This window comes from Kitasatospora sp. NPDC101183, from assembly GCF_044767945.1.
Classification (GTDB): Bacteria; Actinomycetota; Actinomycetes; order Streptomycetales; family Streptomycetaceae; genus Kitasatospora.
This window is the reverse complement of sequence record NZ_JBIWOW010000019.1, coordinates 124,417-146,616: the sequence shown is the minus strand read 5'-3', so window position 1 is coordinate 146,616 and position 22,200 is coordinate 124,417. Positions and strand designations below refer to the sequence as shown.

Sequence of the window (22,200 nt, the reverse complement as noted above, 5' to 3'; positions counted from 1 at the left end):
AAAAGGTAGGAGGGAGATCCATCGGAGTGAACACCTAATGGGTCGTAAGGTGACTGGCAGTGTGGCTGGTAAGTCGAAGGCCTCCCGTTCGCTCCTGACATGGGAGGTGTCACTCTTCTACAAAGGGGTTCTGTGATGACGACGAACGTGGTCGTGACCGGACTGGGCGCCACCACGCCGCTCGGCGGCGACGTGGCCTCGACCTGGGAGGGGCTGCTGGCCGGCCGCTCCGGCATCCGGGCGATCGAGGAGGAGTGGGCGGCGGGCCTGCCCGTACGGATCGCCGGGCGCCTGCGCGTCGAACCGGGCGAGGTGCTGGACCGCGTCCAGGCCCGGCGGCTGGACCGCTGCGAGCAGGTCGCGCTGATCGCCGCCCGCGAGGCCTGGGCCGACGCCGGGCGGCCCGAGGTCGAGCCCGAGCGGCTCGCGGTGGTCATCGGCACGGGCACGGGCGGGGCGCTCACCATGCTCGGGCAGGACGACGTGCTGGAGGCCTCCGGCGTGCGCAAGGTCTCCCCGCACACCGTGCCCATGCTGATGGCGAACGGGCCCGCCGCCTGGGTCAGCATCGAACTCGGCGCGCGCGGCGGCGCCCACACCCCGGTGAGCGCCTGCGCCTCCGGTGCGGAGGCCATCGCCATGGGCCTCGACCTGATCCGGCTCGGGCGCGCCGACGTGGTCGTCGCGGGCGGAGCCGAGGCCTGTATCCACCCGCTGCCGCTCGCCGGATTCGCCCAGGCCAAGGCCCACTCCACCCGCAACGACGAGCCGCAGCGCGCCTCCCGGCCCTTCGACACGGACCGGGACGGCTTCGTGATCGGCGAGGGCTCCGTCCTCCTCGTCCTGGAGCGCGCCGAGTTCGCGGCGGCGCGCGGCGCCCGTGCGCACGCCGCCCTGGCCGGCGCGGGCATCACCTCCGACGCCCACCACATCACCGCCGCCCACCCGGACGGGCAGGTGCGGGCGATGCGGATGGCCCTGGCCGCCGCCGGCCTCGCGCCCCGGGACATCGCGCACGTCCAGGCGCACGCGACCTCGACCCCGTCCGGCGACCGGACGGAGGCCGAGTCCATCGCGACGGCCGTGGGGCCGCACCCGGCCGTGACGGCGGCCAAGTCGATGACCGGCCACCTCTTCGGCGCCGCCGGGGCGATGGGCGCCCTCGCGACCGTCCTCGCGATCCGCGAGGGTGTCGTCCCGGCGACGGCCAACCTCGACCGGCTCGACCCGGAGATCCCCCTCGACGTCGTCGCCGGCGCCCCCCGGAAGGGGCGGCTCCCCGCCGCGCTCACCAACTCGTTCGGGTTCGGCGGGCACAACGCCTCGCTGGTGTTCACCGAGGTGTAGGCGGAGGTCGTGGAGGCGGGGTGGCTGCGGCTACGGACGGACGCTGCGGGGCCCGGTGGTGGTGGCGCCCAAGGCGGTGACGCGGGTGCGGAGTTCGCGGTCGGCGGTGGCCACCAGGCAGGCACGGTGCGGGTGTTCGACGCGGGCGCTGCGGACGACGTCCACGATCCGGTCGTCGCCGCTGCCGCTCGCCTCGACCACCCGCACCTCGGGAAGCCCCGCGACGCCCCGGGCCGCGCCCTCCACGACCAGCACCACGTCGAGCGGCCCCGGCAGCTCCGGCAGCCCGCGCTCGGCGACGGCCACCAGCGCGTCCCGCAGCCGCTCGGCCGCACCCCGCCGGTCCCGCCACCACCCGTCCGGCACCGAGCCGACGACATTGGCCCCGTCCACCACCAGCAGCGGCCGCACGGCGGCGGCGGTTTCCTCGCGCTCCATGGGGGCCAGCTTGCCATGGGCATGGTGCGGGAGGGGCTGGGGGCGGCCGTGGTGTTCCCCGCCCCGGCCTCACGCGACCAGTTGCGCCCTGCCCGTAGCGGCCGAGCGCTCCACGGCCGCGAGGAGCCGGTGGTTGCGCAGCCCCGCGGCGAAGTCGGGCGCGGCGGCCAGGTCGCGGTAGAGGGCGGCGATGTTGGCGGGCGGCCCGGCGGGGACGTCGGCGGGGACGGTGCGGTAGGAGTCGGGCACGGCCAGCGGTTCGCCGTCGATGCGGATGTCCCACTCGCCCCAGTGCGGGTACGGCAGTCCGTCCGCCGGGACGGCCGTCAGGGTGCCCCCGGTGCCGGAGAGCTTGAGCAGGAAGCCGTCCGCCGCCCGCCCGTGCCCGCCGTGGACGGTGACGGAGGCGGTGGCGCCTCCCTCCAGCCGGCCGTGCACGAGGACCTGGTCGGGGGTCGGGTTGGGCTCGTACCGGTCGGTGCCGTCGATCCGGACGCGCTCGTGGAGGCGCGGCAGCCAGGCGTTCACCTCGGTGAGGCGGCCGGCGACGCGTTCGAGGGTGGGCAGGAAGTGGCCCGCCATGATCGTGAGGATGGAGGCGCCCGCGGCCGGGTCGAGGGTCCAGGCCAGGTCGGCGGGGATGCCCGGGCCTCCGAAGGGGTCGCCGGAGGCGACGAGGACGGCCGAGCGGAGCGCGCCGATCCGCCCCGAGGCGACCAGGTCGGCGACGTGGCGCACGCTCGGGGAGTGAAGTCCCTGGAGGACGACGGCGTGGCGCACGCCCGCCGCCGTGGCGGCCTCGGCGAGGGAGTGGGCCTCCGCCTCGTCGACGCCGAGCGGCCATTCGGAGAGCACGTCCTTCCCGGCGGCGAGCGCGGCGCGGATGACGGCGGCGTGCTCGGGCACCCGCACGGAGACCACGACCAGGTCGACCTCGGGGTGCGCGGCGAGCGCGCCGGCGTCGGTGAAGGCGTGCCGGGCGCCGTACTTGGCGGCGGTCCGGTCGGCGCTGGCCCGGCGGGTGGTGGCGACGGCCGTCAGCTCGTACTCGGGCAGTGCGGTGAGCGCGGGCAGGTGCGAGGCGTCCGCCCAGCCGCTCGCCCCGACGACTCCTACGCGGATCATGTGCGCCTCCTCGACCAGTTATGTACCTAGCGGTATGAAACTAGGAGAGGGGGCGGCCCGGGCGCAAGGGGTACCGTACCGACAGGTAAAAAACCCTCAGGGACTACAAGCCTCAGGGACTACAGGCCTCAGGGACTACAAGGAGGACGCCATGCCCGGCGGACGCCCGCGGTCGTTCGACCCCGACACGGCCCTCGACCACGCCCTGGAGGTCTTCTGGCGCCAGGGCTACGAGGGCACCTCCCTCACCGACCTGACCACCGCCATGGGCATCAACCGGCCCAGCCTCTACGCGGCCTTCGGCAACAAGGCGGAGCTGTTCGGCAAGGTCCTCGCCCGCTACGTCGACGGCCCCGGCGCGTACGCGGCCGCCGCGCTGGAGGAGCCCACCGCCCGGGACGTCGTCCGGCGGCTGGTCCTCGGCGCCGTCGAGCTCACCACCGGCCCCGACGCGGCCGGGTGCCTGTGCGTCAAGACCGTGCACGCGGGCGGCGACGAGGAGGCGGAGCGGGCGCGGCGCGAGGCCGTCGCGGCGCGCCGGGCCGGGGAGGCGGCGCTGCGGCGGCGGCTGGAGCGGGACGGGGACCTGCCGGGCGGCCTCGGCGCGGCCGAACTCGCCGTGCTGGTGCACACCGTCTCCGACGGCCTCGCCGTCCAGGCGGCCGCCGGGCGCTCCCGGGAGGAGCTGACGAGGGTCGCCGAGACGGCGCTGGAGATGCTGCTCAGCGGGCCAGGTGACGGACCGGGTGCTCCCCGGGGGAGCCGGTGAGCCAGGAGCCGTCCCCGAGGGGGATCAGGTCGTACGAGCCCTCGCCGTGCGTGGCCAGCTCGCCGTGGACGTGGCCGGTGCGGGCGTCGACGCGGTAGGAGCGGAACCACTCCTCGTCCTCGTCCTCGTCGTCCTCCTCCACCTCCCCCATGAGGCTGATCAGGAGGGTGTCCCCGTCGAGGTAGCCGCCGGCCCACTCGACGTAGATCCGCTCCGGGTCCTGCCCGAAGGCGTCGACGGTGAGGGTGAACACCTCCTCGCCGCCGGGGAAGGTGTGGACGGTCAGGTCGTTCTGCGCGTGGTCGACCGTCAGGAAGTGGCGGCCGTCGGGCGACAGGCCGATGAGGCAGCGGTCGTCCCAGGGGTAGCGGGTCAGCTCCATCCGGCCCCCGCCCCCGTCCCCGCCCCCGCTCAGCGAGGCGCGGTACACGACCGTCCCGTCCTGGCCCTCGCCCACGTCGCACAGGACCTCCCCACTGGTCGGGTGGACCAGCTGGACCGCGCCGTGCCCGACCGTCTCCAGCTCCTCCTCGGCCAGGGCCTCGCCGGTCGCCGCGTCGAAGGCGACGAGCCGGTCCTCCCGGCCGCGCCCCGCCATGGCATCGGGGCGGTAGACCCAGACCACCCGGCCGTCCGCCGACAGGGCGCAGCCCGGGTGGTGCCCGTGCACCGCGGTCGACCTCGGTTCGAACGGCGCGCGCCAGGCCTCCGTGCCGTCCGCCGCCACGCGGACCAGCGCGTTCAGCGTCGTGTAGCAGGCGAACGAGAGGTCGGCGGCCACGGTGTGGTCGACGACCTCGTCCCCGGCGGCGGGCCGGAGGGAGGCGACGGGCGCGAGCACACCGACCTCGTCGGGGGCGGGCCGGTAGGCGTGGATCAGGCCGTCGACGAGCCGGGTGAAGGGGGCAACCATGGCGGGGAGGCTACCGGGTGCCTCGGACATCGGCCGAACCGGGGACGCGGGCGGCATGTCCGCGGCACGGTGCGGAGAGGCGGGGCGGGGGTCGGGTAGGCAACGGAGGCATGGAAACGCGCATCGACGAGGTCGCCGAGGGCATCTACCGGGTTTCGACGTACGTCCCGGAGATCGCACCACCGGCCGGGTTCACCTTCAACCAGTTCCTGATCGACGCCGAGGAACCGCTGATCTTCCACACCGGGATGCGCTCGCTGTTCCCCGCCGTCGCCGAGGCGATCCGGCAGGTCGTGCCGCTGGAGCGGCTCCGGTGGGTGACCTTCGGTCACGTCGAGGCGGACGAGTGCGGGGCGATGAACGAGTTCCTGGCGGCGGCGCCCAGGGCCGAGGTCGCGCACAACACCCTGGGCTGCCTCGTCTCCCTCAACGACCTCGCGGACCGGCCGCCGGTGCCCATGGACGACGGGGAGGTGCTGGACCTCGGCGGCAGGCAGGTGCGCCGCCGCCGCGTGCGCAACCTCAACACCCCGCACGTGCCCCACGGTTGGGAGGCGCGAGTGCTCTTCGAGGAGGAGACGCGGACCCTGTTCTGCGGGGACCTCTTCACCCACCTCGGCAACGGGCCGGCCGTCACCGAGGAGGACCTCGTCGAGGCGGCGCTGCGCTCCGAGGAACTGTTCCGCCAGACCTCCTGCCTGACGGCCGCCACGGCCGCCCTGCGCTCGCTCGCCGAACTGCGGCCGCGCACCCTGGCGGTGATGCACGGCTCCTCCTACCGCGGGGACGGCGCGGCGGCGCTCACGGCCCTCGCCGACGCGATGGAGGAACGGTTCGGGCCGGAGAGCGAGTTCGCCGCGAAGCCGAGCGTGCTGGCGAACCCGCACCCGTAGCGCGGTCGGTCCGTCGGCACGGTCGGTCCGTCGGCGGGGTCAGTCCGTCAGCGTGATCCGGATGCCGACCGTGCCGCGCTCGCCCCGGCGCAGGCGGCTGCCGAGGAGGGTCAGCACGCCGAGGAGGCCGTACTTCTGGCGCAGCAGGGTGCGGTAGGCGCCGGTGCGCTCGGGGGAGAGGACCTCGGCGGTGCCCGGGTACTGCTCGCCGGTGGGGCGGCCCTTGACGTCGCAGGGGCCGACCAGCACGTCCGCGCGGCGGCGGATGCGCTTGACCTTCCAGGAGTCCGTGACCGTCCACACGCCCAGCGCCTCGCCGTCGCGGACCACCCACACCGGCGTCGGCACGGCGGTGCCGTCCTTCTTGTACGTGGTGACGAGCAGGTAGCTGCCGGAGGAGAGGCGGACGATCCGGGCGAGCCGGTCGGCGTCGGGGGTGGTCATGCGCGAAGTCTAGAGGCTGCGCCGGCGGGGGCCGGGCGAGCATGGCACGAACCCCGGGCGGACGCGGTCGGCAGGTGCCGAAGGACGACAAACGGCGAACGGATGACAGATGGTGAGATCTGTCATCCGTTCGCCGTCATCCTTCTTCTGTTCTTTTTCCGGTTACGTCGTACTCGCCCCTTCCGGCCACTCCTCGCGGCTCGGCGGCCTGACCAGAGAAGCGACCACGGAATCGAAGGATTCATCCAGGAGAAGAATCATCCTCCACCCGCCGCCGCGAACGGCGACCAGGCCAACCGGTTCCTTGACTTCGTTCAGCACATCGAAGAATCCGCGCCAGCCGAAGCTCTCCTCGCGGAATTCTTTGATCGACTCGTACCGGTCACGATAGATGGGAGCGAGATTGGCCGCCGGCCCCATCCCGACGGGGACGGTCTGTTCGATATTGCCGACGATCAGGGAAAGAGCCCCCTCGGGGACCTTCTTCACCGCCTCGCAGTCGGACGCGCGCAAGGCTCCTTCGATTCTCTCCCGTGAAACTTCGACCATCATGCAGATGCTCCTGACTATTGACCGAGAGAACCAGGATATGCGGGTTTCGACACCCCACGCATCTCGCCCTGGATGATGACCTCCATCTCACCCCTGAGGCTTTCCTCTCCCCAGGGCTCCTCGTTCGGATGAACGTGGAACCTTCCGGCCGGGATGGTGCCCTCGATGACTACGCCGGTTCCGCCATTCTTGACGGCCGCCCTGTGAGCGGCTGCCTCCGAGGTGGTCCAACTCGTGTAATCGCTTTCCGTGCGACCGTACTGGTGCATCTCGGGGGTGTTGGGTCCACCTCGCGGGCGGGCGATTCCCATCACGGCGTCGTCGAATGCGGGGTTCAGCTCGCCGGTCTGGCCGCTGATCTCCGAAACGCCCCGGTAAATGGGCGTGCTCCCACCACCGGCGCAATTGTGCACCAGGACCGGCGTGGTTCCGGCCAGCACGTAGTAGGTGTGCAGGTCGGCGACGCTGAGGTCGTGGGCTTCCTGGGGCTGGGTGTCGTAGGAGCGGGTGGCCCGGACGGTGAGGAGGGTGCCGTCGGCGGCGCGGAGGCGGTCGCCGGCGTGGATGTCCGCCGCGGCGGTCCAGCGCTGGGTGGTCTCGTCCCAGTAGGGGTGGTGCTGGGTCGAGGTGAGGGTGACGGCGGGCTTGTCGTCGGCGGCGAGGGTCAGATCGGTGAACTGACGGTCGTCGGGGGTGACGATGGTCGCGGTGACGGGTTCGGCACCGGTGGTGTCGGTCTGGGGGTCGGTGGACAGGACGGTGTCGCCCTGTTTGATGTCCTTGATGGGTTTGGTGCTGCCGTCCGCCAGGAGGACGGGTGTGTCGGGTCTGAAACTGTGGGTCTTCGGCCCGCGGAGCGGACAGCTGGTGACGATCTGCTCGGCCTCGCGGGCGGCCTTGGACTCCGCCCGCCATGCCTTGAAGCCGTCGTAGAGCTCGTTGGCGAGGCGCTTGACGGTTTTGGCGAGGTCGTAGGCCTTGCCCCAGTGGAAGGCGTACTTCTTGGCGAGCTTGGCGAGCGGGCCGCCGCCGATGAGGCTGGTGGCGATGTTCAGGACCGTCTCGCCGCAGGCGCCGAGGTCGCCCTTGGTGACGCAGTTGAAGGCGTCGGTGATGCCGAGTTCGTCGGCCGCGATCTTGGCCAGTTCCTTGCCGACGCTCAGGACCTTCTGCTTGGCGCCTTCGGCCTTCTCCTTCGCCTCGTGGGCCTTCTGAACGGCGGCGACGTTCTCGCCGTCGTCCTCGTCCGAGAGGAGGCCCATCATCCTGAGCGGGATGTTTCCGGGCTGCGGGTCGTGGAAGCCGCCCCCGCCGAACGGGCCCCAGACGGCGAACTCGCCGCTCGGGTCGGAGCGGTTGACGGGGTCGTTGCCGCTGTAGGCGTAGCCGTTCCACTGCTGGGGGTCGGCGCGGTCGAGGATGGGGTCGAGGCTGAGGAAGCGGCCGGTGGTGGGCTGGTACTGGCGGGCGCCGAGATTGGTGAGCCCGGTGACGTCGTCCTTGGTGCCGCCGACGAAGCCCTTGTCGCCGGCCCAGGAGCTGGGCGGGGTGCCGCGGAGGTTGCCGAAGGGGTCGCTGGGACGCCGGGATTCGGCGAGGGTGGCGGAGTCGATGCCCAGGACGCCGGTGCCGTGGTGGTCGGAGATCTGGTAGGTGAGCCTGCCGCCGCCCTGGCGGACCAGGGTGGTGCCGCCGGGGATCTCGTAGTAGCGGGCCCCGGTGAGCTGCTTGGTGGCGGTGTCGACGGTGAGTTCGTCGCCGCCGATGTTGATGGTGGTCCTGCCGGGGTTGTGGCGGACCAGCTGGTTGCCACCGGCGTCGTAGACGTAGGTGGTGGTACCGGATCCGGTCCGGGTGAGCGAGTCGAGCCGGTCCTCGCCGTTCCAGGTGAGGGTGGCGGTGCCGTTGGTGTCGGTGATGGCCGTGGTGCGGCCGGAGGCGTCGTACTGGGTGGTGCTGGTGGTCGGGGTGCTGGTGCCCGTGGCGCTGGTGGAGCTCAGCAGGGCGTGCGGGCCTCCGGTGCCGCCGCCGCTGTTGGGCGCGGTGGTCGGGGCGTTGCGGGTGCCGGCGGAGGGGAAGGTCTGGGTGACCGTCGTGTCCTTCGCCGTGTCACCGCCCGCGTCGTGGGTGACGAGCTGGGTGCGGTTGCCCGTCAGGTCGTACTGGTAGGTCTGCCAGTACGGCGCGTAGCCGCCGACGGTGGTGCGGGCGGGCGCCTGGGCGCCGCTGGTGGGGCTGGAGTTGGCGCAGGCGCCCTGGCCGCCGACGGACGGGTTGGGCGCCTGGTCGAGGCGTCCGGTGTCGGACCAGGCGGTGGTCAGCCGGCCCAAGTAGTCGTAGGCGAAGCACTGCTGGTCGGTGGCGGTGGGCGCGTTGTCGGGGGTGGTGCGGATCGCGGTGACGCGGCCCGCCCGGTTGTACGCGTAGGTGGTGTTCTGGACCGTGCCGGTGGTCGAGGTCTGCTTGTCGACGTACTGGTTGAGGATGCGGCCGGTCGGTTCGTCGTACGTGCTGGTGGTGACGACCTGGGTGCCCCACGGGTTCATCGTGGAGCGGATGTTGCGGCCGTAGGCGTCGTAGTCCGACTGGAGGTCGTACGTCTTGCCGCCGAGCGCCCCGAACTTGGAGAGCAGGCCGTAGACCTCGTAGGTGTAGACGATGGTCTCGGAGTAGACGTCGCCGACGGTCGGGCGGGTCTCCTCGGTCTTGGACCCGGTGATCGGGTCGTACTTGGCGCTGGTGGTGTAGGTGACGGGGTTGGCTTGGCCGACCTCGCCGCCGGGGATCGTCAGCGTCGTCTTCGTCGGCCGGTAGCCGGCGTCCATGGAGACGACCGCGCTGGTGTACGCGGAGCCGCCCGCACCGCCGACGTAGCGGGTGGAGCCGGTGGCCCGGCCCTTGGCGACGGTGTCGTAGGTGTAGCCCGTCAGCTGGTTCGCCGGGCTGACCGTGCCGTTGTAGGTGCCGGTCCGACGGCCGAGCAGGTCGTAGGTGGTGACCACGGTCTGGCCGCCGGCATTGGTGCTGGAGGCGACGCGACCGGCGGCGTCGTACGTGGTGGAGCTGGTGCCGGCGTCCGGGTCACCGGCGCCGGTCCGGCGCCCGCGCTGGTCGTAGGTGTAGGACCAGGTGTTGCCCGCGGCGTCGGTGCGGAAGGTCTCCTTGCCCGCCGGGTTGAAGGCGTAGGTGGTGACGTCCGCGTCGGCGGGGTTGCCGGTCGCGGTGGGCGTCCTGTACTGCCACAGCTGGGTCGCGCGGCCGCGTGCGTCGGTGACCGCACTGGTCGGCGTCGCGCCCGCGGGCGGGGTGACGTCGGTGCGGTCCACGCCCGGGTAGGCCGTGGTGGTGGCGTTCTGCGCCACGCCGTAGGCGCGGAACTGGACGCTGGTCGGGCGGCCCTGGCCGTCGTAGACGGTGTACGTCTGGTTCGGGACCTTGGCGTCCTCCGGCTCGAAGCGCGTACTACCGGGCCCGGCCTGGTCGTTGTAGTAGGTGGTGTTGAGGCGGTTGGTCCGGCCCTGGGAGTCGTAGTAGGTGTCGGTGATCATCCGGCCGTGGTACGCGGAGATCGCCGGGTCGGCCTGGGTCTGCACGACCCGGGCGAGCCCGTCCATGATCTGGACGGACTGCGCGTAGCTGCCGTTGGCGCGCAGCCGGCCGGTGGTGACGGTGCTGGGCACCCCGGCGGCGACGGTGTAGGCGAAGGTGAAGTTCGCCTTGTCGGCGGTCGTCCGGCCGGCGAGCCACACGGAGGTGAGGCGCCCGAGGCCGTCGTACGCCTGGGTGACGGTGCGTCCGTTGACGTCCGTCTCGGTGATCGGCAGAGCCCGGGCCGGGTTGAGGGTGGCGGTGGAGACGCGGCCGGTGGCGGCGTCGGGGGCTCCGGCGGGTGCCGGTGAGGTGATGGTCGTGGCGTTGGGCAGCTCGCCGGGGTTGGCGGAGCCGTAGGCCGTGGTGGTGGCCGCGCCGTCCGGGTGCGCGGAGTCGGTGGTGGTGGGGTCGGTGACGGTGACGGCCCGCCCGTAGGCGTCGTAGGTGCTGCGCCCGGTGGTGGTCCACTGGGCGTTGCCGGAGCCGTCGTACTTCTCCAGGACCTGGATGCTGCTCGCTTCGCCCCTGGCACCGGCGCTTCCGAAGGCCGCGCCGTCGAAGACGGTACGGGTTCCGGAGAGGGTGTTGGCGGCCGTGGGGGTGGCGGTGCAGGCGTCGGGGCCGGAGACCGAGAGGACCTGCGAGGCCAGCCCCGTCATGGCCGGGTCGGTACCCGTGGCGTAGGTGGTGCGGGCGCAGACGTCCGGGGTGCCGTCGGCCTGGTTCAGGACGGTGACGGGCCGGTTCCCGTGCGCGGGATCGGTGGTGGTGGTGTCCGTGGTCGTGCGCCAACTACCGTCGACCTTACGGGCCTTGGCGGTGACGGTGCTGGTGGTGGACGTGTAGCGGGCGACGAGGTCGGGCAGGCCGTCGCCGCGCGCGTGGGTCGCGGTGGTGGTCGGGCCCGAGCTGGTGGTCACGCTGTAGGCGACCGGTTCGCTCGCCCCGGCCTGCGGGTAGGTGTCCGATTCCAGGACCTGCCCGGCGAGCCAGTCGCTGTCCGTGACCGCGCCGCTCATCGGGCCGGTGACGGTGCGGGAGCGCTTGGCACCGGAGGCGGTGATGTCGCCGTCCATGCCCTGGTGGTAGGTGGTCGACGTCTGGCCCTGGACGCCGTCCTTCGCGGTGCCGGTCACGGCGGTCACCGTGGCGAAGCCGCGGAAGTCGTCCCAGGTGCGGTCCTTGGCGTCGACGAACCGCGCGTCGTTGCGGTGCCAGGCGGCGTCGCCGTAGGTGTACGCGGTGGTCTGCGGGAGCGCGCCCTTGACCAGGTCCGAGCGCGGGTCGACGGTGATCGTCTTGACCGGGTAGCGCAGGAACCAGTCGTCCACCGGGGTGCTGTCGGCGGTGGAATTGGGCTGGTACCACTTCACGTTGAAGCAGGCCAGCTTGTTGTCGTCCGCCGAGGCGGGCATCACGCCGGCGCTGCGGGAGCAGGACGCCGAGTAGTAGTCGACGTTGATGGCCGCGCCGGTCTCGGTGGTCACCGAGGCGATGCGCGGCCGGTTGTAGGCCGGTCGGGAGGGGCCGGCACCGTCCACGCGGTTGGGCAGCAGGATGTCGGCGAAGGTGACGGGCGGAACGGCCACCGGCGCCTGGCCGTTGAAGTCGTCCTTGGCCGTGCGCTGCACGGAGGACAGCCACGGGACCGCGGTGTTCTCGGTGCTGTTCTGGACCGCCTTGAGGACGTGGTTCAGTGTGTAGGAGTCGACGTCGCGGTAGCCGTTGCCGGAGCGGATCCGGGTGGTGACGGTGTTGAGCCACTTCGTGGTGAAGTAGCTGGGGCCGTAGTTGGCGCAGACGTCGTTCTGCGTGCACTGCCGGTCTACGGGGACGTCGGGCCAGTTCGCGGCGTTGGCGACGGTGCGCTGGGCGGGGTCGCAGGCCGCCGCGCCCGTGACGCAGCGCTCGCCGGAGTCGAAGTCGATCCGGGCGGCGCTGCGGTGGTTGCCGCCGGCGTTCAGCTGGTCGGACAGCAGCTGCCCGTAGCCGATCGAGGCGAGGACGCCGCCGCGGGTGTAGGCGGTGTTGGTGCCCTTGCCCCTGTTCTGGCCTCCGCCGCGCGCGTAGAAGTTGGTCTCGGGCACGTAGCTGTAGGTGGTCAGGTTGCCCTTGACGTCCACCTCGAAGTCGAGGTTCCACCGCCAGGCGCTCTGGCACCAGGAGTCCTTGCCCTTGCCCGCGTCGTAGCAGGGGTCGCCGCTGTTGGGCGAGTACACCGGGACGGTCCAGGCGGAGTTGGTGTCCGGGCCGGTCGTGGTGGGCGTGCCGGTGGCCGAGGGAAGGTGGTTCAGGCCGAAGTAGAAGGCCGTGCCCGAGGCGTCGGTCAGCTTGATGTACGAGCCGTTCCAGGTGCCGTTGGTGGCGCCGGTCAGGAACTCTATCCTGCTGCCGTCATCGGTCCTGAGCCGCCAGGTGCACGTGGACCACTCGCCCGGGCCCGCCGTCCTCGGGCAGGAGGCGTCGTCGGGCACGAGTTCGCCCGAGTGGCCCGCCAGGGACAGGACGAGGTTGGCCTCGCCCCAGCACTGGTCGCCCGAGCCGGTGATGCCGTCCTTCGAGCAGGGGCGGTAGGAGCGTTCGACGAAGCCCGGTCCGTAGTCCCAGCCGTCGCCGATCCAGGACGCCTGGGAGTTGGTCGAGGAGGTCCTGCCGTCCACCGCGGTGGAGCTGTACCCCAGGGTGACCTTCGGCGCGGCCGCGCCGATGCTTGGGGGCGCCTGTATCGGGTAGCTGTAGCTGAACGCGCCCGATGCCTCGCCCGCCGTCCAGGACTGACTGGGCGCCAGGCTCGTGGCGCTGTAGGTGCCGGCTCCGCCGGAGGCGGGCGCGTCGGCTGCGAGCACGGTCGGCGCGGCGGCGGGGGCGGCCGCACCGGCGGTGAGCGCCGTACGGAAGGCGGCCTGGGTGGTGCCCGCCTTCGGGGCGGGCGCCGTGCCCGTGCCGGCAGCGGCTGCCGGCAGGTCGACGTCGGCGACCAGCTTCCCGCTCTGCGCGTCGTAGTGCGACTCGACGGGCTTGCGCTCCAGGCACCCCTCCGCCTGAGGCGTGGTCAGGGAGCAGGCGGGGAGCGTGTAGAGCCGGGCGCGCCGTGACCAGTCGCCGCCGAGCCCGGCCCCGAAGGCGGAGGCGTCCAGGCTGACGCGCACCTTGGTGGTGTTCGACGGGTCGGTCGGCGTGAGCGCCACCAGGTTGGTGGGCGATCCGGCGGACGCGGCGGTCCTGGCGTCGGTGACCTCCACCTGCACCGAGGGCTTGGTGGGCGCGTCCTTCGCCGGGCCCGCCTGGCCGTCCCGGGGCAGGGGGGCCAGCCACACGGGGAGGTCGCCCGCCTTGGTGGAGGCTCCTGCGGAGGCCTCGGTGACGGTCTTCCCGGCCTCGTCCTGCCGGGTCTCGCGGCTGTCGGCCGAAGGCGGGGCCGCCAGTTCGACGGCGGAGGAACCGTGAGGGGTCGTCACCTTGGATTTCGGTGGAGCCCAGTCGGGGGTGGGAGTTCGTTGGGGAACCGATTTGTCGGGCCGCGCGTCACCGCCCGGAACGGAGGGCGTGGACGGCAGTTGCGTGGTCGGCGGCGACCAGATCCTGTTCTCGTCCGCACCGGCGGCGAAGGCCGGTGCGCCTGCAGTCGGAAGGATGAGTCCGGACAGCAGGGCCAGTGTGCTGACCAGCGCTGTTCGAGGTGTTCTCGCCCGTCGGGCGGTTCCTCCCCTGGTTGATCGAGCACGGCGGATGGACGCCATCAGCTACCCCCTGGAGGAATGGACCATGCCCCGGGCATGGAACGGCCGAAATTAACGACGGTGACCCTACGAACTTGTCCATGTCACAGTCGAGACCATGATCAATTATTGACAGGTGGCATACATCACGTTGGCTGACAAACCATCAGTCGAAGCCATGAAGCGGACATTTCGGCAACCGTGTGATTTGACCGACCTTCACTTTGTAGGCGAAGTTGCGCATGACCTGTGCGCATTGCCCGATCCCGGCGGTGTTCGCACCGACCACCACGTCCGGGGGAGGCCCCGTCATGCCCGAATACCCACCCAGCACGCGCACCAGAACCCGAGGGCGAGGTGCGTCGCGGCTGCGGTTGGCCGCTGTCGCGACCGGCTTCGTCCTGGCCGTGTCCTCCGCGATGCCGGCACAGGCCGACACCGTCCCGGCCGGCGCCGATGCCAAGTCCCTCGCCGAGCTGATGGCGGCCGCGGACGCCGCTCACGCCAAGGACCGTCCGACGCAGTGGCCCGCGGGCCGTCCGGCGGACGAGGCCGCCTTCGCCCAGGCGAAGGCCAGCGGCAAGAACGTCCTGATCGACCGTCTGACCACCGAGTTCGCCGAGACGTACGCCACCCCCGACGGCCAGGTCCAGGAGTCGCGCCACCCGCAGCAGCAGCGGATGAAGGCCGAGGGGCAGTGGCGCCTGCTGGACGCGACCCTGACCCCACGCCCCGGCGGCGGCTTCGCCCCCAGGGCCACCCCGTCCGACGTGGTCCTGTCCGGCGGAGGCGATGCCCCGCTGGCCACCATGACCAGCACGGACGGGAAGAAGCTCGCGCTGACGGCGCCGTTCAAGCTCCCCGCACCGCAGCTCCAGGGCGACAGCCTGCTCTACCCGGCGGTCCTCGGAGCGGACACCGACCTGAAGGTCACCGTCGGCAGGACCGGCAGCGTCAGCACGGTACTGATCGTCAAGACCGCGGCCGCAGCGGCCGATCCGGCCCTGAGGAACCTGCACTTCGGCACCGTCACGGACGGGGTCACGATCACGTCCGACGAGAACCACGCCCTGACGGCCTCGGCCGCCGACGGCCCCCGATGGCACGCGCCCGCTCCTCGGATGTGGGACAGCACCCCGGCCGCCGGAACGGGGAAGACCCCCGCCCCGACGGCCTCCTCCGACGGCGCACCCCGGGCCGGCGCCGCGGGAGTCAAGGCCGCGAGCCTGCGCTCCGCCGCCGCGCCCGCGCTCGTGGCCGACGTGACACCCGCGCCGTCGCCGACTCCCACCGCTCCCGCCGGTACGGGCGGCCGGGAGGCGGTCCCCTCGGTGAGCACTCCCGCCGGCCCGGGCGCCGGCGCGAAGGTCGCGACGATGCCGGTGGCCGCCACCGCCTCGGGCATCGACCTCACCCCCGACCAGAACATCCTGGCCACGGGCACCGCCCCGTACTTCATCGACCCGGACTGGATCCCCTGGACCAACGGGAGTTACGGCTCCACCTTCGTCCAGTCCTCGCACCCCACCGCGACGCACTACAACGTCAACGGCCCGGCCGACAGCGACCACCTGGGCGTGGGCAAGTGCGGCAGCTACCCCAGCGCCCCGAGCTGCAACCCGGCCGACATCGAGCGGGCCTACTTCCAGATCGACACCCGCGGTCTGAACGGCGCCGCCATCAAGGACGCGCGCATCGACGTCGCCGAGTACATCTCCGCCGACTGGGACTGCAACAAGACCTACGGTGTCGACCTGTACCTGGTCGACCGCCCCATCGGCCCGGGCACCAACTGGAACAACCGGCCCCAGCCCGTCGGCGGGCCGATCGAGACCGCCCAGGTCGCCGGCTCCGGCCGAGGCACCTGCCACGACAACGTCCCGGTGACGTTCTGGAACGTCGGCCCCACCGTGGCCAATTGGGTCAACGAGCCCTGGCTCACCTTCGGACTCCAGGCGTCCGACGAGAACAACGCCTACGCGTTCAAGCGCTTCGACTACGGCGCCTCGCTCACCGTCAGGTACGACCGCACCCCCAACGTCCCCACCAACCCCTACACCTACCCGGTGCCTCACACCGTCGACCCCGCCCGCCAGACGCAGGGCTGCAACGGCGACGCCTGGGGCTGGCTCGGCGCCGGCGCGGACACCAACGGTGCCGTCACCCTCAACGCGACCGTCAGCAGCCCCGTCCAGGGCCAGCTCTACTCCTGGTCCCACATCTGGGACTACAGCCTCCCCGGCGTACCCGACGTCGACAGGGGCTTCTCCCCGCTCGTCAACGGCGGGAGCAACGCCCCGTTCACCGTCAACCCGGGCGTCATCAAGGACGGGCACCTCTACGGCTACAGCATCATGGCCGGCGACCAGCTGATCAGCCTGTCCGCCTCCACTCCGACCTGCCGCTTCGGTGTCGACCTGACCCCGCCGCAGATCACCGTCCCCGGCGTCAACGACCGGCTCTCCGACGCCGCGCTGGCCACCCAGTTCCCGCCCTCCGGCAACGGGCAGACCACCAAGGTCCGCACCGGGCAGAGCGGGACGATCCCCGTCACCGTCACCGACCCCGTCCCGAGCGGCGGCGTCGCCTCCGGGGTGAAGTGCCTGCGCTGGAGCTGGGACCCGCAGTTCGCCGGTGCCGCCTGGCAGTGCGGCGGCGCCATGCCCACCGGCGGCATCCCGGTGACGCCCGGGCGCTGGGGCACCAACGCCCTGTTCATCCAGGCGCAGGACGACGCCGGGAACGTTTCCCCGGCCACCCAGTACGCCTTCTACGTCCCGTGGAACCCCGACGGCCCGCCGCCGGTCTTCGGCGACATCACCGGCGACGGTGCTCCCGACATCGTCACCTACGACCAGGCCGGGAACCTGCGCGCCTACAACGTCCCCGGCAACTCCCTCGCCAAGAGCCCCACCGCGGCCCTGGCGGCGACGCCCGCCGACTCGCCGACCGGCAGTTGGAGCAAGGGCGTCCAGTTCACCCACCGCGGCACCCTCACCGGCGGGAAGAACGTCGACGACCTCATCGTCCACCCGGCGGGAGGCAAGGACGTCTACCTCTACGGCAACCCGGGCAACACCGGCTACGCCGGCCGCTTCGACAGCAAGGCGACGCTCGTGAAGCCCGCCTGCAGCGACGCCGACAGCCCCCCGCCGCAGTGCGCGCCCGGCGCGTACGCCGCCGACTGGTCCACCACGCTGCAGATCGCCTCCCTCGGCGACCCCGCGCACAGCGACCTCGACACCAGGCTGCAGTTCAAGAACCAGACCGGCCTGCTCACCGTCGAGAGCACCGGCAACGGCACCGATGCCGGCCTGTGGTTCTATCCGGCCGTCGGCAGCCAGAGCCTCGGTACGCCCGTACAGCTGGCCGCCTCCGGCTGGAAGGACACCGAGCTGATCACCCCCGGGGACTGGGCGAACCAGGGCCACCCCGGCCTGTGGACCCGCAACCGCGCCACGGGCGACCTGCGGGCGTACACCTTCACCACCGGCACCTACGCCCCGACCCACAACGGGGAGCCCGTACGCGACGAATCCGGCAACCCGATCAACGTGCCCACGGTGACCGCCCTCTCCGCCGCCCTGTCGATCGGCAACGTCTCCGCCGCGACCTGGCCGGTCCTCGGCTCCGACGGCGACCTGACCGGCAACGGTTCCCCCGGCCTGTGGGGACGCACCGCCGACGGACAGATCCAGATCTGGTGGGGCCACCGCACCGGTGACGCCGGCGCCCCTGGCTTCGCCTGGGACGCGGGCCCGCAGACGGCCGCCAACTCCGCCACTGCTCCCAGCTGGTGGACGCTGGACGGCAGGACCGACAAGGTCGTCGACAGCAGCGCCGGCAACCCGCTCAGCCCCACCGGCGCCCCGACCCGAACCGCCGACCACAACAATGTCGCCGGCGCTGCCACGGCCCTCAACGGCAGCAGCTACTACAGGACCAAGCAGAGCCCGGGCATCGACACCACCCGCAGCTACAGCATCGCCGCCTGGGCGAAGATCAACAACACCAGCGGCTTCCGGACCATCGTCTCCCAGACCGGCAACCAGCGAAGCCCGTTCTACCTCCAGTACTCCTCCGCCTACGGCCGCTGGTCGTTCACCCTCGCCGGTGAGGACCGCTACCCGCCGGCCAGGTACTACACGGTCAACGACTACGCCCCGCCTCAGGTCGGTGCCTGGACCCACCTCGTCGGCACCTACAACGCCGACACCCAGACCATCACGCTCTACGTCAACGGCCAGGCCGCCGGCACCAGCAAGGTCGACGCGACCTGGCACGGCTGGACCACCAACGGCCCGCTCACCATCGGCTCCGAGAGCATGGTCGAGCGGCCCAACGTCAACGGGCTCGACGGCGCGGTCAGCGACGTCCGCCTCTACCCGTACGCGCTCACCGACCAGCAGGCCAACAACCTCGCCACCACCAACTCCAGCGTCCACGTCCAGAACGCCCTCGCCTCCACCAAGTGCGTCGACGACTGGGGCGGCGGCACGACCGGCGCCATGATCGCCGTCTACGACTGCTGGAACGGCGCCAACCAGCACTTCACCTTCACCCCCGACAACACCATGACCGTCCTCGGCAAGTGCGTCGGCACCCAGGACAACGCCACCGGCAACGGGGCCAAGATCGTCCTGCGCGACTGCAATCCCGCCGAAGGCGGCCAGCAGTGGCAGCGGCGCTACGACGGGACCATCTACAACCCCCAGTCCGGGCGGTGCCTCGAACTCCCCAGCGGGGCCACGGGCAACGGCACCCAGCTCGACATCTGGGACTGCCAGGGCGGGGCCAACCAGCGCTGGAGCCTCACCGCGCAGGTGACCGGCTGACAGGCGTCACCGGTCATCGAGGCCGGCCGACCCGGAGTCACTCCGGGTCGGCCGGCCTTTCCGTTGCGCCCGCTACTTGCCCGGCCGGGGCCCGCGCGGGGTGCGGAAGAGGGCGCGGGCGCGGCGGGAGAGGCGGCGGCGGGAGCGCGGTCCGCCGATCGCGGTGGAGCCTCCGGAGCAGCCCGGTGCGGTGGCGGGCGCGGGCGCGGTGCGATGGCGGCCGACCGTGCGGGTGGCGGCCCAGACGGCGAGGGCGCCGCCGAGGAGGGCGGCCGTCCAGGCGGCCGGGGCCAGGCCCGGGTCGTCGCCCGGGTGGAGGATCGGCGGCTGTGCCGCCCAGCCCAGCAGGTCGGTGGCGGCGGCCCCGGGCAGGTCGGCGGGCGGCGCGGTGGCCGGGGCGGAGGGGGCGCCCGCCTCCTCGACCAGGTGGCCCACCGGCTGGACCTTCCCGGCGGCGGCGAAGCCCCAGTCCAGCAGGCTGGCGGCCTCGTCGTAGACCTTGCCCTGCGCCTCCGGGTGCATGACGGTGACCAGCAGGGTGCGCCCGCCTCGCTCGGCGGCGCCGGTGAAGGTGGCGCCCGCGTTGGTGGTGTAGCCGTTCTTGACGCCGATCAGGCCCGGGTACTTGCCGAGCAGCCGGTCGGTGTTGGCGATGTCGAAACTGGTGCGCTGACCGGTCGCCTTGTCCAGGCCGCCGGGGAAGCGGGCGGTGCGGGTGGAGCAGTACGAGCGGAAGTCGGCCATCCGCAGGCCGGCGCGGGCGAACAGGGTGAGGTCGTAGGCGGAGGAGACCTGGCCGTCCATGTCGTAGCCGTCGGGGGAGACGACCCGGGTGTCCTGGGCGTGCAGCGCCCGGGCGCGGGACTGCATTTCGCCGACGGTCTTCTGGAGGCCGCCGTTCATGTGGGCCAGGACGTGGACGGCGTCGTTGCCGGAGCTGAGGAAGACGCCCCGCCAGAGGTCCTCGACCCGGTACGGCAGGTTCTCCTTCACGCCGACCAGGCTGCTCCCGGCGCCCAGGTTGGCCAGCTCGGCGGGGGAGACCTTGTGCTCGGCGGAGCGGTCGAACTTGGGCATGACGGTGTCGGCGAACAGCATCTTGAGCGTGCTGGCCGGGGGCATCGGCAGGTGCGCGTTGCGGGCGGCGAGCACCTCGCCCGTGCCGGCGTCGGCGATCAGCCAGGAGCGGCCGGTCAGCTCGGGGGGAAGGGCCGGCGCCCCGGCCAGCGGGGCGACCTGGACGGCCTGACGGGCGAGGCGCTCGCCGCCGACGGCGGGGGCCGCGTCCTGGGCGGAGGCCGCCGGGGCGCCGGAGGTGAGTGCGAGGGCCGCGGCGGCGCCCGCCATCCGGGTGACGGGGCGCCGCCATTGTCCACGGGCGGGGCGGTTCGGGTGTTTCGACACACCGTGAACGTAACCGCGCCGCCTCCGGAGCGCCGTACCTGCTGCTCCGTCCGGACCGTGGCCCCTGAGGCGCGTGGCGCGACTTTGGTGAGCCCGGGCCGCGCCGAAAGTCGGATGACCGGGCGCCCGGCGCTTCCTAGGCTCACCGGTATGAAGGACCTGCTCGGCTACCTCGGCCTCGTACTCATCCTCGGCGGCGGCACCGGACTGCTGGCCGACCGCCTCGGTGGCTTCCGGCTGTTCGGCTTCGTCGGGGTCCTGGTGCCGGACGGCCACGAGACGGCCGGGTACGCGACGCTGCTGGTGCTGGGCGTGCTGCTCGCGATCCCGGCCGCCAAGCGGGGCTGAGGGACGGGGGTACGGGGCGGGGCCGGTCAGTACTCGTTGCTGGGGGCCTGGGTGGTGGGGCCGAGGTCCGGCCGGTCGCGCAGCTCCAGGGTGTCGCCGTGCCGCTGGAGCTCGAGGACGATCAGCTCGTTGGCGCCCTCGCGCCAGAGCGGGGCGGGGGCGTAGAGGGTGCGCTGGGGGCCTTCGGCGCTGTAGCGGCCGAGGAGGAAGCCGTTGAGCCAGAGGAGGCCGCGGCCCCAGCCGGGAAGGGCGACGAACCCGTCGGCGGGAGAGGGGAGTTCGGTGGTGAAGTGGTGGAACGCCGGTTCGCCGTCGGGGACGTGGGGGAGGCCGGAGAGATCGAGTCCGGAGAGGTCGTCGAGCGGCAGCGGGCGGATCCGCCAGTCGAAGAGCCGCTGGTGGCCGTGGGAGACGCCGCGGGTGATGCCCTTGCGATCGTCCATCTGGGGGCCGTAGTTCACCCGGCCGAGTGCCTCGACCAGGATGTCCAGCACCACCCCGTCCTCGCCGGTGGCCAGGGGCAGGGTTTCGCCGGGGCGGTTGCGGTCGAGGGTGCCGAGGGGGCACCCGTCCGCGAAGACGTAGGCGCGGTCGGCCAATCCGTCGACGCGCAGCGGGAGTTCCTCGCGCGGGCCGGGGACGCGGGTGCGGTAGTGGATGAACCCCCGGTCCTGGCCGAGGAGTTCCATCGGCTCGGGGCAGGGGCGGTGGGCGGGGGTGGAGAGCGCGTCCAGGGAGGCGAGCAGCGGGGTGCGGCCGGTGGCGCGGATGACCGAAGGGGACAAACGGGCTGCGGGAAGCGGGAGTTCGTCCGGGGACAGTGGCACGTAGCGGCCGATGACCTCGCGGAAGGCGTGGAACTTCTCCGTCAGCTCGCCCGCCTCGCCGATCGGCGCGTCGTAGTCGTAGCTGGTGACGGTCGGCTCGTACCCGGCGTCGTACGGGTGGGCGCCGGTGTGGTTGGCGCCCGCCCAGAAGCCGAAGTTGGTGCCGCCGTGGGCCATGTAGAGGTTGACGGAGGCGCCGGTGGCGAGCAGGTCGTCCAGGGAGGCGGCGGACTCCTTCGCGTCCCGGACGTGGTGCGGCTTGCCCCAGTGGTCGAACCAGCCGATCCAGAACTCCATCGCGGCGAGCGGCCCTTGGGGGCGCAGGGCGCGCAGGACGCCGAGGCGTTCCATGGCGCGGGAGCCGAAGGTGGCGGTGGCGAGGTGGCCGGGCAGGGAGCCGCCCTGCTGCATGGTGTCCTGGGCGCCGTCGGCGGTGAACAGCAGGCAGTCGACGCCTCGGCGGACCAGGCCGTCGCGCAGGTGGCGCAGGTAGGCGGCGTCGTCGCCGTAGCTGCCGTACTCGTTCTCGATCTGGACGGCGACCACGGGCCCGCCCCGGCTGTCGAGCAGGGGCAGGAACGCGGGGACCACGGCGTCGAACCAGGCGTCGACCTCGGCGAGGTAGGCCGGGTCGGCGCAGCGCAGCCGCAGGCCGTCCACGGCGAGGAGGCGGGCGGGCAGGCCGCCGAACTCCCACTCGGCGCAGATGTACGGGCCGGGGCGCAGGATCACGTCCAGGCCGAGGTCTCCGGCCAGGCGCAGGAAGCGGGGGAGGTCGCGCCATCCGGTGAAGTCGACGGCTCCGCCCGGGAGTTCGTGGAAGTTCCAGGGGACGTAGGTGTCGACGGTGTTGACCCCGAGGGCGCGGACGCGGCGCAGCCGGTCCTCCCACTGGTCGGGGTGGACGCGGAAGTAGTGCAGCGCGCCGGAGACGATGCGGTGCGGCTGGCCGTCGCGGAGGAAGCCGTCGGCGTCGAGGTCGAGTCGGGGCACGG

Annotated in this window: 13 protein-coding genes; 5 read left to right on the top strand and 8 right to left on the bottom strand. The window is 72.4% G+C overall.

Translation table 11 applies throughout. The features are described 5' to 3' along the window. Positions 1-135: 135 nt before the first annotated feature. Complete coding sequence (locus tag ACIRRS_RS26320) at positions 136-1,347, top strand: beta-ketoacyl-[acyl-carrier-protein] synthase family protein (RefSeq protein ID WP_402975482.1); 1,212 nt, start codon at positions 136-138, stop codon at positions 1,345-1,347. A 30-nt stretch (positions 1,348-1,377) separates the two neighbouring features. Here the strand turns inward: ACIRRS_RS26320 and ACIRRS_RS26315 are convergent, their stop codons facing one another. Both ACIRRS_RS26315 and ACIRRS_RS26310 read right to left on the bottom strand, forming a co-directional pair. Next, positions 1,378-1,785 (bottom strand): NTP pyrophosphohydrolase, encoded by a 408-nt coding sequence (locus tag ACIRRS_RS26315; protein ID WP_402975479.1) that lies wholly within the window; start codon positions 1,783-1,785, stop codon positions 1,378-1,380. Between the two features lie 69 nt (positions 1,786-1,854). Continuing rightward, positions 1,855-2,910 (bottom strand): Gfo/Idh/MocA family protein, encoded by a 1,056-nt coding sequence (locus ACIRRS_RS26310; RefSeq protein WP_402975476.1) that lies wholly within the window; start codon positions 2,908-2,910, stop codon positions 1,855-1,857. Between the two features lie 151 nt (positions 2,911-3,061). Here ACIRRS_RS26310 and ACIRRS_RS26305 point away from each other — a divergent pair, with 151 nt between their 5' ends. Continuing rightward, positions 3,062-3,679: a TetR/AcrR family transcriptional regulator gene (locus ACIRRS_RS26305; RefSeq protein ID WP_402975473.1), complete on the top strand. Its 618-nt coding sequence runs from the start codon at positions 3,062-3,064 to the stop codon at positions 3,677-3,679. Here ACIRRS_RS26305 and ACIRRS_RS26300 read toward each other — a convergent pair. Next, positions 3,633-4,592 carry a hypothetical protein gene (locus tag ACIRRS_RS26300; protein WP_402975470.1) on the bottom strand — a complete coding sequence of 320 codons (960 nt, stop codon included), beginning with the start codon at positions 4,590-4,592 and terminating at the stop codon, positions 3,633-3,635. The two genes, ACIRRS_RS26305 and ACIRRS_RS26300, sit on opposite strands and share 47 nt — an antisense overlap. Before the next feature lie 110 nt (positions 4,593-4,702). Between ACIRRS_RS26300 and ACIRRS_RS26295 the strand changes: the two genes are divergently transcribed. After that, positions 4,703-5,485 carry an MBL fold metallo-hydrolase gene (locus ACIRRS_RS26295; RefSeq protein WP_402975467.1) on the top strand — a complete coding sequence of 261 codons (783 nt, stop codon included), beginning with the start codon at positions 4,703-4,705 and terminating at the stop codon, positions 5,483-5,485. A gap of 39 nt (positions 5,486-5,524) precedes the next feature. Here ACIRRS_RS26295 and ACIRRS_RS26290 read toward each other — a convergent pair whose 3' ends face one another. The 3 genes from ACIRRS_RS26290 to ACIRRS_RS26280 form a co-directional block, all read right to left on the bottom strand. Beyond that, complete coding sequence (locus tag ACIRRS_RS26290) at positions 5,525-5,929, bottom strand: PPOX class F420-dependent oxidoreductase (protein ID WP_402975465.1); 405 nt, start codon at positions 5,927-5,929, stop codon at positions 5,525-5,527. A gap of 162 nt (positions 5,930-6,091) precedes the next feature. Further along, complete coding sequence (locus ACIRRS_RS26285) at positions 6,092-6,481, bottom strand: hypothetical protein (RefSeq protein ID WP_402975462.1); 390 nt, start codon at positions 6,479-6,481, stop codon at positions 6,092-6,094. Between the two features lie 14 nt (positions 6,482-6,495). Next, entirely contained in the window at positions 6,496-13,530 is a 7,035-nt protein-coding gene (locus ACIRRS_RS26280) for a polymorphic toxin-type HINT domain-containing protein (protein WP_402975459.1), read from the bottom strand. A gap of 635 nt (positions 13,531-14,165) precedes the next feature. Here ACIRRS_RS26280 and ACIRRS_RS26275 point away from each other — a divergent pair. Next, positions 14,166-18,626: a LamG-like jellyroll fold domain-containing protein gene (locus tag ACIRRS_RS26275; RefSeq protein WP_402975456.1), complete on the top strand. Its 4,461-nt coding sequence runs from the start codon at positions 14,166-14,168 to the stop codon at positions 18,624-18,626. 72 nt (positions 18,627-18,698) lie between these two features. Here the strand turns inward: ACIRRS_RS26275 and ACIRRS_RS26270 are convergent, their stop codons facing one another. Then, entirely contained in the window at positions 18,699-20,030 is a 1,332-nt protein-coding gene (locus tag ACIRRS_RS26270; protein WP_402975453.1) for a D-alanyl-D-alanine carboxypeptidase family protein, read from the bottom strand. A gap of 150 nt (positions 20,031-20,180) precedes the next feature. Here ACIRRS_RS26270 and ACIRRS_RS26265 point away from each other — a divergent pair, with 150 nt between their 5' ends. Continuing rightward, entirely contained in the window at positions 20,181-20,378 is a 198-nt protein-coding gene (locus ACIRRS_RS26265; RefSeq protein ID WP_402975450.1) for a hypothetical protein, read from the top strand. Between the two features lie 26 nt (positions 20,379-20,404). Here ACIRRS_RS26265 and ACIRRS_RS26260 read toward each other — a convergent pair whose 3' ends face one another. Further along, positions 20,405-22,198, bottom strand: a complete 1,794-nt coding sequence (locus tag ACIRRS_RS26260; protein ID WP_402975447.1) for a beta-galactosidase family protein — start codon at positions 22,196-22,198, stop codon at positions 20,405-20,407. Positions 22,199-22,200: the final 2 nt, after the last annotated feature.